Genomic DNA, 14,024 nt, shown 5'->3' on the forward strand with positions numbered 1-14,024 from the left:
TAAGATAAATACACAACTAAAACAGATATATATGGACTCAAAATTTTCACCACGTGTTAAAGATGTCCTCTCTTTTAGCAAAGATGAAGCTGAAAGATTAGGTAATAGTGCGATCGGAACTGAACATCTATTTCTAGGAATACTACGTGAAGGTGAAGGCGTTGCCATTAGCATTCTTAATTCCCTCGGAATTAGCCTACTTGATATCAAACATGATTTAGAATTTAAGCTTCAAAATACAAGCTTAGACCGATTGGATCAGGAAGAGATTCCATTGCAAAAGTCAGCAGAACGTGTTTTAAAACTCATATATCTTGAAGCTAAAGCTTTAAAAAACCAAACGATAGATACCAGCCATCTGTTACTGGCTATCCTTAAGGATGAAAAATGTTTGGTAACACGCTATTTAGATGCTAAAAACATAGACTATAATGTTGTGAAAAATAGTATTAATGCCAACTCTCCCAAAGCTCAAGCTGATTTTCCATCGGAAGAAAGAGAAGGTGCTAGTGGTGGCATGCACGGTAACAACCCCAAAGCTGGTACAGGTAAGTCAAACACTCCAGTTCTCGATAATTTTGGTGTAGATATTACTCAAGCTGCAGAAGAAGGTACACTCGACCCCATTGTTGGTCGTGAGATTGAGATTGAGCGCTTGGCTCAAATCCTAAGTCGACGTAAGAAAAACAACCCAATTCTAATTGGTGAACCAGGTGTTGGTAAATCTGCAATTGTGGAAGGTCTTGCTCTGAGAATCATTCAAAGAAAGGTTTCCAGAGTCCTTTTCGATAAGCGCGTAGTCACGCTCGACTTGGCCTCTATTGTAGCTGGGACTAAGTATCGTGGTCAGTTTGAAGAAAGAATGAAAGCGATTCTTAATGAATTGGCTAAAACAACTGATATAATCCTCTTTATAGATGAGATACACACCATAGTGGGTGCTGGTGGTGCAACAGGCTCATTGGATGCGGCTAATATGCTTAAACCAGCCTTAGCTCGCGGCGAAATACAATGTATTGGAGCAACAACTCTTGATGAATATCGTCAGAACATTGAAAAAGATGGTGCCTTAGAGCGTCGATTCCAGAAAATTTTGGTTGAGCCAACCTCTGTTGAAGAAACCATCTCAATTCTAAATAATATTAAGGAGAAATATGAAGATCATCACAATGTATTTTATACACCTGATGCTATTGAAGCTTGTGTGAAATTGACCACTCGCTATATCAGTGATCGTCATTTGCCAGATAAAGCGATTGATGCTCTTGATGAAGCTGGCTCTCGAGTACACATCTCTAACATCCTGGTTCCAAAAATTATTGAAGAACTTGAAGCGAATATCGAAGAGACACGCCAGAATAAGATTAAGTCGGTTAAAGCTCAAAAATTCGAACTAGCTGCTAGTTTCCGAGATAAGGAAAAACAATTGATGGATGAGCTAGAAAATGAAAAAGAAAAGTGGGAGAAAGATTTGAGTATGCAGAAAGAAAAGGTCTCAGAAGATAATATTGCTGAGGTTGTAGCCATGATGACTGGTGTTCCTGTTAGACGTATTGCTCAAGCCGAAGGTACTCGCCTACTTCAAATGAACTCTGAAATTACGAACAGAGTTATTGGTCAGGATGATGCCATTGCAAAAATTGTAAAGGCCATTCAAAGAAACCGTGCAGGCTTGAAAGATCCGAATAAGCCTATTGGCTCATTTATATTCCTGGGTCCAACCGGTGTTGGTAAAACTCACTTAGCCAAAGTTCTTTCCGAATATCTATTCGACAGTACAGATGCCCTTATTCGAATCGATATGAGCGAATACATGGAAAAATTTGCTGTTTCGCGTTTAATTGGAGCCCCTCCAGGATATGTGGGTTACGAAGAAGGTGGACAATTGACTGAGAAAGTGAGACGTAAGCCTTATTCCGTGCTCCTCCTCGATGAAATAGAGAAGGCACACCCTGATGTATTTAACATCTTACTACAATTGTTGGATGACGGACAATTAACTGACTCTCTGGGACGAAAAGTTGATTTTAAAAATTGTATCGTAATCATGACTTCGAACATTGGTTCACGAGAGCTTAAAGATTTTGGTAAGGGAATAGGATTCCAATCGAAAGGCAGTGGAGATAACGACTATTCGACCAATATTATACAGAAGGCTCTTCGCAAGGCTTTTGCACCAGAATTTATCAATCGTGTGGATGATTTAATTATGTTCAACTCATTGAGCGAAGAACATATTCATCAGATAATTGATATTGAATTGAAAGGTTTATACCGCCGTGTTGAAGATTTAGGCTTTAATGTTAAGATATCAACTGCAGCAAAAGATTTTATTGCTAAAAAAGGATACGATGTGCAATTTGGTGCTCGCCCTCTAAAAAGAGCCATTCAAAAATATTTGGAAGACGAAATGGCCGAGGTTATTATTCGAGCTTCTTTAACAGAGGGAGATACGATATCAGTCGGTTTGGATAAGACTAAAGAAAAAATAACAACTAAGATTCTAAAACAAAACAAGGAAGTCGAGTAACAGTAAAAATGCCAGCGTTGCTGGCATTTTTTCTTTCATATTATTCAATAAAAACCCTATTCGTATTTAGTTTAAATAATGAATATTACTATCTTTGATACTCAATTGAGTTAAAAAGGGAGATTATAATCCCTATTTCTTATTTAAACGATTTAATAACATTAAAATACAAATCAAATGAACAAAGACAACACTAAAGTTACTTTTGCCGGTGGTGCAATTACACTTGTAGGAAACCCAGTAAAAATAGGTGACAAGGCAGAGAATTTCACTGCTATTAACCAAGGTTTAGCTCCTGTTTCTTTATCTGATTTTGACGGGAAGGTAAAGATTCTTTCTATTTTCCCTTCTGTTGATACTGGGGTTTGTTCTGCACAAGCTCACCGTTTCAATAAAGAAGCTTCTAATTTAGGCGATAATGTACAAATCATTACTTTATCAAATGACCTTCCATTTGCATTAGGGCGTTTTTGTGGTGCGGAAGGAATCGAAAACCTAATCACTCTTTCTGATCACAAAGAGATGGATTTTGGCTATAAGTTTGGTTTTGCTATCGAAGAATTACGTTTGCTTACTCGTGGTGTGGTTGTTATCGACAAAGAGAATATCGTTCAGTATGTTGAATATGTACCCGAAGTAACTGATGCTCCGAACTTTGATGCAGCACTTGAAGCAGCTAAAGCTCTAGTGTAAATAATTACCACTAAGATGTTAAAGGTCAGTTCTTTGAACTGATCTTTTTTTTATAAAAAAAAGACAATTGACCAGATATTAATCTAGTCAATTGTCTTTTATCAATCTCTTAGAGAGAGAGATCTAATTGCATTACTATTTTGAAGCTACAAGAGCTGCCATTGCAATAGAATATAATTTAGTCTTCACACTATCACCACGAGAAGAAAGAATAGCAGGCACCTTCGCTCCCATTACCATTGCTCCCAATTCAGCCTTAGCCAACTTTGTGTTAACCTTATAGAAAACATTTCCACTTTCAATATTTGGGAAAACCATACAATCAGCATCACCAGCAACCATCGAATCTAATTTCTTAATCTCAGCTGACTCTTTGTCAATGGCAACATCAATAGCTAAAGGACCATCAACGTAAGCACCTTTAATCTGTCCACGATCTGCCATCTTTGAGATAATTGCAGCATCAACACAAGCATCCATCTTTGGTAACACCTGCTCCGAAGCAGCAATCATAGCTACTTTTGGCTTTTCAATACCTAAAGCTTGTGCCACTTTAATTACATAGTTCGTGATCGCAATTTTTTGGTTCAAGTCTGGCTGAGGGATAACAGCAACATCACTTACAACCAAAAGCTTGTGGTAATTAGGGTTTTCCATCACTGTTACATGACTTAAAACAGCCTTAGGAGGCATCAAACCTTTTTCTTTATCAAGAATGGCTTTCATGTACTTATCCGTACTTACAAGACCTTTCATGATCATATCACCTTCACCATTATTGATCAACTCGACAGCTTTTTGTGCTGCTTTAAGTTCATTGGGCTCATGAACAATTGTAAAACGAGACATATCGAAATTATGCTCTTTACATGTTTTTGCAATCTCGGCTTGGTCACCTACCAAAGTTGCATCAACAATACCTAATTCTACAGCATCGTTTACAGCTCCAATAGTATGAGAATCGTTAGCATAGGCAGCTATCAATCTCTTCTTTTCATTGTTCTTAAGAGTGTCAATGACTTGATCTAAACGTGTAATCATTTTGAATTATTTTGGTGTTTGTATTTGTTGTTGTTTGATGAATGAATTCAAAAGTAAGCCTTCTAAAGATATTCATCTTTACTGTAAGGCAAAAATATAAAATAATGTATGATTTGTATTAAAAATCAATCTAAAAATTAATATTTATCGTAAATAAGAAGATTTCCCTTATAATATGTAAGTACTCATTAATTGGAATGATAAAACTTTCTAAATCTGTTGCCATAAAAAAAAGCAGCAACCTTAAAGGTTACTGCTTTTGAAACAATGCAAGCTTGTTTTTATTTTTTGTCGTAAGTATACCAATAAGCCGTTCCTACAAATAAAGCTCCTCCTACAATATTACCCAAAGTCGCTGGAATTAAGTTTTTCACAATAAAATCCATCCAGGTGATATCCGCACCATGAAAAATGGCAACCGGAATAAAGAACATATTGGCTACACAGTGTTCAAACCCCATAGCAACAAAGGCCATTACAGGAAACCAAATACCTAAAATCTTACCGGTTACATCTTTTGCTGCATAAGCTAACCACATGGCTAAAGCCACCATCCAGTTACAGGCTATTCCTTTTAAGAAAGTCTTGTAGAAAGGGTTAGATGTTTTAGCAATAGCAATGTTAATAGCCGAATCCATCGAAGGTGAATGCATAATTACCTCAGTAAGGTATACTAGGAAGTAGGCAACTATGAGTGAGCCTACAAAATTACCAAAATAAACAATAGCCCAGTTCTTTAAAGGAACTTTAACAGACATACGTTTTGATAAAACTGAAGGAATGAAATATGCCGTATTACCTGTAAACAATTCAGCACCTGCAATAGCACATAAAATAAGCCCTAATGGGAAAACTGCACCAAAAAAGAATTTCTGCAAACCAGGGTTTGATTGAGCTAGTCCTGGCATTGCGCCACCTATGACTAAAGCTAAAAGACTTCCCATAGCGATATATCCACCAGCTAAAACTGCAAGTACAAATACCTTTTTAGATGCTGTATCTCTTTTTGCTTCTGCTGTATGATTAACAACTTCTACGGTTTCTTTTGGAGAATTAAATCCCGTATAAGCTACTGTGGGAATAGGCTCCTTTGATGTAACAAATGCATTACGTTCTACTGTCTCAACAGTTTCTTCAAATGTATTAAAAGACATGACTTAAATCTTTAACAAAGAGTTGAACTCTATTTAATTAATAATTACCTCTTTAAAATACTGACTTAAAACCTCTTCAGCTCGAGTCAATTGTTCAGATGTATTCTCTAGAACTCCTTCAAGTTCATATTTCATACCCAAGAGCTCATATTTATGAACCCCTAGTTTATGGTATGGCTGAATTTCTAACTTCTCAATATTTGAATAGTCCTTGAAATACTGCCCCATTTCATGCAAATAATCCTCCTGATCAGAATAACCTGGAACTAGTACATAACGTAACCAGACTGGTGTATTTGTATCCTTTAAGTATTTTGCAAACTTTAAGGTTGTTTCGTTGGTTTTACCTGTAATGGTTTTATGCCAATCTGGATTAATATGTTTAATATCCAAAAGCACTAAGTCTGTATTTTTAAGCAGATTTTTCACATCATCGTTAAATACATTACCATTGGTATCTATACAGGTATTAAAACCATCATCCTTTAACTCCTGAAAAAGAACAGACAAATCTTTAGCTTGCCACAAAGGTTCTCCTCCTGAAAAGGTCACCCCCCCTTTTTTACCGAAAAAAGGTCTTTGATTGCGAGCCTTACGCATAATTTCTGAATTTGGAACTGGAGTTCCTCCTTTGAAAGTAATGGTATCTGGGTTCGCACAGTATAAACATTTAAATGCACAGCCCTGTAAAAAAACGACGAGTCTAATACCTGGTCCGTCATAGGTTCCAAGTGATTCGAATGAGTGAACGTTTAGCATTTGTATGTTTTTGTTGTAAGTAAAAAACTTATCTTATTATAAAAAGATTCCGGAACCCCATAGGAGTCCCGGAATTATCTTATTTCCAATGGAAATTATTACATTCTCTCAAAGAAAGAACGAGAAATAACCTCTAGCTGCTGCTCGCGAGTCAATCTTACGAAATTTACTGCGTAACCTGATACTCGGATAGTCAACTGTGGGTACTCTTCAGGATGCTCCATTGCATCGATCAATAGTTCACGGTTCAATACATTTACGTTCAAATGGTGAGCACCTTTGATGAAATAAGCATCCATCATCGTTACTAAGTTCTCTGAACGAGATTCTGGAGTTGCACCTAATGATTTAGGAACAATTGAGAATGTATTTGAAATACCATCCAATGAATCTTCATAGTTAATTTTAGCTACTGAATTCAAAGAAGCTACAGCACCATGAGAATCACGCCCGTGCATTGGGTTTGCACCTGGAGCGAAAGGTACACCAGCTGCTCTACCATCAGGAGTTGCACCTGTTTTCAGACCATATACTACATTAGATGTAATAGTAAGAATTGACATAGTTGCTTCAGCATTCTTATATGTTGGTAAATCTTTCAACATGCTGTTGAAGATATTTGGAATTTCAACAGCGAAACAATCTACTGCATCATCATCGTTACCATAGAATGGGAAATCACCTTCGATTTTGAAATCCGTTGTTAAACCTTCTTCGTTACGAATAGAAGTCACTTTAGCATTCTTAATTGCAGACATAGAATCGGCAACAATAGAAAGACCAGCAATACCGTAAGCAAGGTTAATAGCAGGATTTGTATCAACTAGAGACATTTGAGCTTTCTCATAGTAATACTTGTCGTGCATGTAGTGGATGATGTTCATTGAATCGCTATAAACACGAGCCATTTCTTTCATCGCAATCATATAGTTACTCATTACTTCTTCGTAGTCCAATACGTCGCTAGACATAGCTGGAATACCTTCGATAAGTAGAGTACCAGTTTTCTCACAACGACCACCGTTCAATGCTAACAATAAAGTTTTAGCAAGATTACAACGAGCACCGAAGAACTGAATTTGCTTTCCAATCTCCTGATAAGAAACACAACATGCGATACCATAGTCATCAGACTTACGAGTATCACGCATCAATTTATCATTCTCGTACTGAATAGAAGATGTATCGATAGAAACCTGTGCACAGAATTTCTTGAATCCTTCTGGTAATTCATCTGACCAAAGAACAGTCATGTTTGGCTCTGGAGAAGCTCCTAGAGTATAAAGTGTATTAAGGAAACGGAAAGAAGTTTTAGTTACCTTACTTCTTCCATCCATCGTTTTACCACCGATTGACTCAGTTACCCAAGTTGGGTCACCTGCGAAAATTTCATCGTAAGCATTCATACGAAGGTGACGAACCATACGTAGTTTCATTACGAATTGGTCAAGCATTTCCTGAGCAAATTCTTCAGTAATTACACCCGCTTTAAGATCTTGATCGATATAGATATCAAGGAAAGTAGAAACGTTACCCAAAGACATAGCAGCACCATCTTGCTCCTTTACAGCAGCTAGGTAACCCATATATACCCACTGAATAGCTTCTTGAGCTGTTTCTGCTGGACGATTTAATTCTAAGCCGTACTTTTCTCCCAATTTCTTGATTTCACCAAGAGCTTTGATTTGTTCAGCTACTTCTTCACGAAGGCGAATCAACTCATCAGTCATGGTTCCAACTAAACCATTGTAATCTTCCTTTTTAGCTTCAATCAAACGATCGATACCATAAAGAGCTACACGACGGTAATCACCAATAATACGACCACGAGCGTAATTGTCAGGAAGACCCGTAAGGAATCCTAAAGAACGAAATTTACGAATCTCGTCAGTATATGCGTCAAAAACACCATCATTGTGAGTCTTTGCGAAGTTGCGGAAAATATCTTTAACACGATCTGAAACCTCAAGACCTTGCTCAGTACATGCTTTCTCAACAACAGCAATACCACCATAAGGCTTCATTGCTCTACGAAGAAGTTCGTCAGCCTGAAGACCTACGATCAACTCCAATGATTTGTCGATATATCCTGCTCCGTGAGAAGCAATGGTTGATACAGTTTCTGTATCTATAGAACGAACACCGTTGTTTGCGCGCTCTTCTTTAACTGCATCCTTGCAGATATCCCATAATTTTTTTGTGCGTTCTGTTGCTCCTGTTAAGAATGAAGCATCTCCTTCGTAAGAAGTTAGGTTATTACTAACGAAATCTCTTACGTTAATCGTTTTTTGCCACTCACCGGCCTTGAATTGCATCTTAGTCATGCTAACTTGTTTTAATTCTTTTGGTTGTGTAGATCGGACGTCCATTATAGATAATCCGGTAAGAAATTTCAGAAAACATTAGAGTTCCCCTCATTTTTACGGCCGCAAAGTAAAGCTTTTAATTATTGCTGTGCAAGCATTATTTAATAATTTTGCAATCTCTAGATTACAAAACATGTAAGATTCAATCATACAACAGTTTACTTATAATATTCTTGATTATGAGGAGTATCTTAGCTACTAAAAGCCCTGATAAGAAGTGGTTAAGTAGATTGTTAAACTAATCTCATTCTGCCTATAAACCATTAACAGACTTAGAAGTATGATAAGAATTTCCGCCTTATTTAGAATAAATAAACACAGCATTCATAAGCTTATAATAAAATCATGGTCGAGGACTAAAATAAAGCGTTAATAAAGAAAGTGAAAATGGCTTTATTATTTATCTAAAGGAATATACACTGAAAAAACGGTGCCCATATCTTTCTCACTTGAGACTTCAATTCTACCACCATTTAAGTCAATAAATTCTTTGGATAACATCAGACCAAAACCCGAACCTGTCTCATCGGAAGTTCCAGCTGTTGAGCTGATAGCATCTATGCGAAAAAGCTGATCTATTCTTTCTTGACTCATTCCTACTCCATGATCCATTATTTTAATCATTGCCATATCACTCATTTCTTCAATTTCCAGATTAATGGTATCTTCAGAATTAGAATATTTAATGGCATTAGATATTAAATTTCGAATTACGGTATCAAGCATATACCTGTCTGCTTTTACAAACAAATCCTGGAATTCTCCCCGAATCGTTATTTTTTTTACAGCAGCCAGTTTCTGATGAAGCTCCAAATTATTCTGCATAAGAATTCTCAAGTTGAATGATTCAGGATTTGCTTTTAAATTCCCCTTCTGAACATTAGCCCATTCAAGCAAATTCTCAAGTAACTTAAAAGTATCATCTGAACTTTTATAGATCATCTCTATCAATTCTGTTTTTTCATCATCATCTAAATCCATAGAATGATCAACTAGAATTTGAGAGAAGCCCCTAATGGCATTAAAAGGATTGCGCAGATCATGAGCTAATATTGAAATAAATTTATCCTTAGCAAGGTTAGCCGTCTCCAACTCCTGATTAACTAGTTCTAAATCTCGAGTCTTTTCATTAATCATTCGTTTTAAAGTAAGCATCCTTAAATAGGTTCTGTTCTTACTGGTTACATATGTTAGGAAAATCAAGCCAATCAAGAACAAAAATAAAACAAACAGACTGTACCATCTCAAATACCAAACTTCATTTACTCGGATAGGTAAGATCGTTTCTTCACTCCAACAATAATTACCGTCATGCTTGGTACGCAGATTAAGCTGATAATCGCCTACTTTCAAATCAGATATAAGGATTTGATTTTTCTCCGTCAATGGCAACCATTCCTTTTTATTATTCACCCTAGATTGGATGCAATACTCAAATTGATTCTTTGATTGAGGATAAATCACACTGCTCACATCCAATAGGATGGTGGTATTCTTTATCACCTCATATTCCTTATTTAAAAGCGAAACATACTCATCCTCCAGGATACCATAAATTAGAGGTTTTGGACTGCGCCTAGGCTTTTGTTTGGTGTCAGAATAAGTTAAACCATTACTAGTACCAAGCCAAATTTTTTCTCTAGAATCAATTAGCATGTTCCCAACAAGAGAAATCGTAGATGGTAATCCGTCATCATTTGTGAATAGGGTGATATCATTCCCTTGTTTTCTTAGAACTCCTTTACTTCCATTAACCCATAAATCTCCTCTTTTATCTTTTACTACAGAAACCACCCCTTTCTTAGTATATTCCCCTAAGCTTAGGCGCTCAACTTCTCCACCATGATATTTAATAAGACCGATTGAACTACCAATAAAAACACTATCCCCATCAATTTCTATATCTGTGGTCCAAAACTCCTCACCCTTCATAAAATCGGCTTCGACACTGATATTCATTACATTATCATCCTCTTTTTTATATTGGTACAAATAAGATCCTGACTTAGCTCCAGAAATAACTAAATCGGTCTCATTAAAATACTCTACATCTAACACGATACGCTCTCCACCAAATTGCTGTAAATATGACTTTTGATTTCCATTTAAAAGATCAAGCTTAAATAGTTCTGAATTACTGACGGCCCATGCTTCATATTTTGAATTGATGACAATATCGGTCACATCCATATCCGACAACTTGAAATGAAACATAAGTTTATGATCCTTATAACAATCTATCTCTCCTTTATCATTCCCTACAAGTATCAAATTGTTCCAAATACCCAACTTTGTTGAATTGTTTGTTTTTAATTCTAGATAAGTCTCAACACTGTTGTTTGGATTAACCCGAAACACGTCTTTACCATTTAAGAAGTAGACATATTTCCTATCCTTAACGATATCATTCACATAGTCAGCATTGCTATTAAGTAGCTGTGTCGAAAAGAATTTCTTTTCCAGAAGAACAACCCCAGAGTTGGTAGCAGCCCAAACTGTTCCAAAACAATCCCTGTGCATATTATTAATAGTAAACGTGGGGAAACCACCAACAGGATAAATTTTTAGTTGAGTTTGTAGGTGAATTTCGATTAAACCCTGAAACCAAGTACCTAGCAAAAATCGATCATTTTCTATGGGAATAATGGAGGAAGCGATAATATAAGGGTCGAGCAATTTTTTCTCAACAATACGTCCATCAGAAGAGCATTTGTAATTCATTAGACCTTTAGAAGTTCCCAAAAGAAACTCATTACTTTTATGCACGAATAAAGAATGAACATTGAACTCAGATACTTCATTTATCTCTTCAAAGGAATTTGTTTCGTCGTTTAACTTATAAAACCACCCCTTTTGAGAGACAACTATAATTTGTCCTTGATCTAGCTCCACAAATTGATAAGAACGCGTAAACGACGTCGTTTTATTTTTCTCATCCATCTTATATTTATGCAGCTTTCCTCCCTTATAAGAAAACACATCTTCGTGATCGGCTATCCAAATCTGACTCTTACTATCCTCATATATATTCTTAGGATATTTGGGGACTTCATCTCCATTATTACAATCGATAAAAAGTTCCAAATGATTATTTTCTTCTCCATGAATTAGCTTGTAAATTGCATCATCAGTAACAACAAGAATTGTCTGATCTTGAAGAATATAAAAGGCTTTAAAGAAAAAAGACTTGTTTTCGGGTTGACTAATGCGGTGATATTCATCATGAATAAGGGCATACAAACCATTATCTGTTGCGAAATGAGGCATCCCATATCCATCAATCACAATATCTTTAACTAACTCTTCAGGTAAATTATTCGCTTTATTATATTCGCTCAGACTAAAAACCGTACGTTGAGATTTGGAAGACACTATAGATAGAGGAAGTATCAATAGGCAAATAATCGATATCCGAATTAGAAATGAATTCATTTAAGCCATAGATTAATAGTGTTACTAGCTAAAATAAGAATAAAACTTTCCAGAAAAAAATATTTTAATTAAATACAGATATAAAGCTCTTCTTCTTCTCGTGCTTTCTAACAATAATTATATCAATCATTTGACAACCCTTCCAGTTTGTATATTTTATTCAAGGCTACTAGTAGTTTAAATTCATAAACAATAAATTAATTCTTATTCTTAAATAGAGTCCCATTTACATCTAAAAATCAGTTTTATAAAAAAACACCTTCTAGCTAAGTAAAACTTAGCTGAAAGGTGAATTATTCAAGAGTAAAGCTTAATTGGATTGCGAATAGCCCTATTGACGACATATTAATGAGCGATCGCAATACTTTTAATGTATATAGGTCATATTTTAGTCATTAGAAACATTCAAGCTTGAATGCTAAAAACAAATGATTAGCTCATCTGTTCTTCATACGTTTCAGATTTAACGTGTACCACATCTAATTCCTTACGCATAAGTAATTTTGCGTTTGAAAGATCGATTGTTCTTTGTTTCTCAAGCTCCCCATTCAAGTCGGCATTTTGTTTACCTATACCCTTAAATGTATTGGCTAAAGAATAAAAAAACTTCATGACTTGTGCCACAATTAAACCTAAGCTGTTCAATATCAAAAGACCCAACAGTTTCACTAATGAATAATCCTGTAAAGTTAAGTCTTCTTGATTAACACTTGCGACACTCAATTCGGCTTCCTCTCCTTGCTTAATGTAAGAAAGAAACTCTTTATAATTTGCTTCTTGCATGGCATCTATCATTAAATTATAATTTTTCAAACGAAACAGATCTTCAAGTCCTGCGTCCTGATACAAATTTAAAATCACTTCATCTTCTACCTTAAATAAGAGACTCAATTTATCAATATGACAAGATGTTATACTAAAACTTGAATTAATATGATTTTCTAATAAGCTATCGCCCACAGGGGTATTGTTATGCAGTATAAAACGGAACGTTCGTGCCACAAGTCGATCATCTATGATATCACAAACCAAATAGCCAACTTTGATATGACACACTAGAATAGGTAATAAAAGATTCCCCTTATAAATTTCAAAAGCTTTTATATGTCTTAGATTAAAACTCACAATATCGTTCAACGCTTGTTGATCGAAAATATCTAAACATTCTTGAATTTGGTTTAAAGCATGGGTCTGAATATACAAATTAAACTCATTGGTATTTCCCGAATAATGTGATTCAAGTTTTTCTCTAGGAACTTTTAGCCAATTAATATTAGTAGAAATTTGTGGGTTGGGCACTTTATAAACTGATCGAAAAGCTCGATGTATCATCATAGACTCTTGCCTTGCCCAATATATAGATAATACAGGAGTAAGTGTCATACTTAAATTACCTTGCCCATCGCTGTGCAACATTTCAAATGAGTAATATTGCTTACGAACATTATTCAAACGAGAGATGAGCATAGAAAAACAAGCTGTATACATATTGGGGACAGACTTCAGCATAGATACACCTTCTAGAATTGATATCGCGAAGTTTTCTTTTAAAAAACTAGTACGCTTTATATTCTTTATCCCATGATATATAACATGATAAAAGGCCGCCAATATATTATAATCTAGTAGAGCAATCTCTTTGCCTTCGTGAATGATCCTAAACTTGCGAATTATTTGATGATACTCCTCGCCTATGTTTTTTAGATCTGAATCGCTGATGGCATTTTCTAGTGCTCTTTGAGGCGAGCGAACATACCACAGTAAACTAAATATCATTTGCTTCTCCTCATGACTTAAAAGGTGTACCGGAGATGATTCGTATAAATGCGTTTCGAGAACACTAGATAAACGTTTCTCAAAATACTGAAAGGCATCAAAAGACTCAAGATCTTGAATCCCTAGTATTTCCTTATGTAGCGTTTGCCTTCTCATCGTCCTATTGTGGTATTAGGTCTACCCTTTATTAATCATCAAGCCTTAATTTTACTTAAGTATATGCAACTAATCAACTTGTAAATTATAATATTAATTTATAACGAACAAGTTTTA

General features: G+C 35.6%; 8 protein-coding genes. 2 read left to right on the forward strand and 6 right to left on the reverse strand.

The window, feature by feature from the left end; all coding sequences use genetic code 11:
- Window positions 1–31 precede the first annotated feature (31 nt).
- Entirely contained in the window at window positions 32–2,530 is a 2,499-nt protein-coding gene (locus DWB61_RS05645) for an ATP-dependent Clp protease ATP-binding subunit (RefSeq protein WP_125029925.1), read from the forward strand.
- A gap of 177 nt (window positions 2,531–2,707) precedes the next feature.
- Window positions 2,708–3,223 carry a thiol peroxidase gene (gene tpx / locus DWB61_RS05650; protein WP_125029926.1) on the forward strand — a complete coding sequence of 172 codons (516 nt, stop codon included), beginning with the start codon at window positions 2,708–2,710 and terminating at the stop codon, window positions 3,221–3,223.
- Window positions 3,224–3,358: 135 nt separating this feature from the next.
- Here tpx and DWB61_RS05655 read toward each other — a convergent pair whose 3' ends face one another.
- The 6 genes from DWB61_RS05655 to DWB61_RS05680 all read right to left on the reverse strand — a co-directional run bounded on the left by DWB61_RS05655 (window position 3,359) and on the right by DWB61_RS05680 (window position 13,907).
- Entirely contained in the window at window positions 3,359–4,264 is a 906-nt protein-coding gene (locus tag DWB61_RS05655) for a bifunctional enoyl-CoA hydratase/phosphate acetyltransferase (protein WP_125029927.1), read from the reverse strand.
- 281 nt (window positions 4,265–4,545) lie between these two features.
- A complete protein-coding gene (locus tag DWB61_RS05660; protein WP_125029928.1) occupies window positions 4,546–5,418 on the reverse strand; it encodes a formate/nitrite transporter family protein in 873 nt (290 codons plus the stop codon).
- 33 nt (window positions 5,419–5,451) lie between these two features.
- Window positions 5,452–6,177 carry a pyruvate formate-lyase-activating protein gene (gene pflA, locus DWB61_RS05665; RefSeq protein ID WP_125029929.1) on the reverse strand — a complete coding sequence of 242 codons (726 nt, stop codon included), beginning with the start codon at window positions 6,175–6,177 and terminating at the stop codon, window positions 5,452–5,454.
- Between the two features lie 98 nt (window positions 6,178–6,275).
- On the reverse strand, window positions 6,276–8,501 hold the full coding sequence (gene pflB, locus DWB61_RS05670) for a formate C-acetyltransferase (protein ID WP_191984766.1): 2,226 nt from the start codon (window positions 8,499–8,501) through the stop codon (window positions 6,276–6,278).
- Between the two features lie 438 nt (window positions 8,502–8,939).
- On the reverse strand, window positions 8,940–11,975 hold the full coding sequence (locus tag DWB61_RS05675; protein ID WP_125029931.1) for a sensor histidine kinase: 3,036 nt from the start codon (window positions 11,973–11,975) through the stop codon (window positions 8,940–8,942).
- Between the two features lie 432 nt (window positions 11,976–12,407).
- Complete coding sequence (locus DWB61_RS05680) at window positions 12,408–13,907, reverse strand: alpha/beta hydrolase family protein (RefSeq protein WP_125029932.1); 1,500 nt, start codon at window positions 13,905–13,907, stop codon at window positions 12,408–12,410.
- Window positions 13,908–14,024: the final 117 nt, after the last annotated feature.

This window comes from Ancylomarina euxina (genome assembly GCF_003863355.1).
Classification (GTDB): Bacteria; Bacteroidota; Bacteroidia; order Bacteroidales; family Marinifilaceae; genus Ancylomarina; species Ancylomarina euxinus.

Bases quoted from the DNA above. Each gene is read 5' to 3' on its own strand.
- DWB61_RS05645 (WP_125029925.1), top strand. From the start codon at position 32: ATGGACTCAAAATTTTCACCACGTGTTAAAGATGTCCTCTCTTTTAGC.
- tpx (WP_125029926.1), top strand. From the start codon at position 2,708: ATGAACAAAGACAACACTAAAGTTACTTTTGCCGGTGGTGCAATTACA.
- DWB61_RS05655 (WP_125029927.1), bottom strand. From the start codon at position 4,264: ATGATTACACGTTTAGATCAAGTCATTGACACTCTTAAGAACAATGAA.
- DWB61_RS05660 (WP_125029928.1), bottom strand. From the start codon at position 5,418: ATGTCTTTTAATACATTTGAAGAAACTGTTGAGACAGTAGAACGTAAT.
- pflA (WP_125029929.1), bottom strand. From the start codon at position 6,177: ATGCTAAACGTTCACTCATTCGAATCACTTGGAACCTATGACGGACCA.
- pflB (WP_191984766.1), bottom strand. From the start codon at position 8,501: ATGACTAAGATGCAATTCAAGGCCGGTGAGTGGCAAAAAACGATTAAC.
- DWB61_RS05675 (WP_125029931.1), bottom strand. From the start codon at position 11,975: ATGAATTCATTTCTAATTCGGATATCGATTATTTGCCTATTGATACTT.
- DWB61_RS05680 (WP_125029932.1), bottom strand. From the start codon at position 13,907: ATGAGAAGGCAAACGCTACATAAGGAAATACTAGGGATTCAAGATCTT.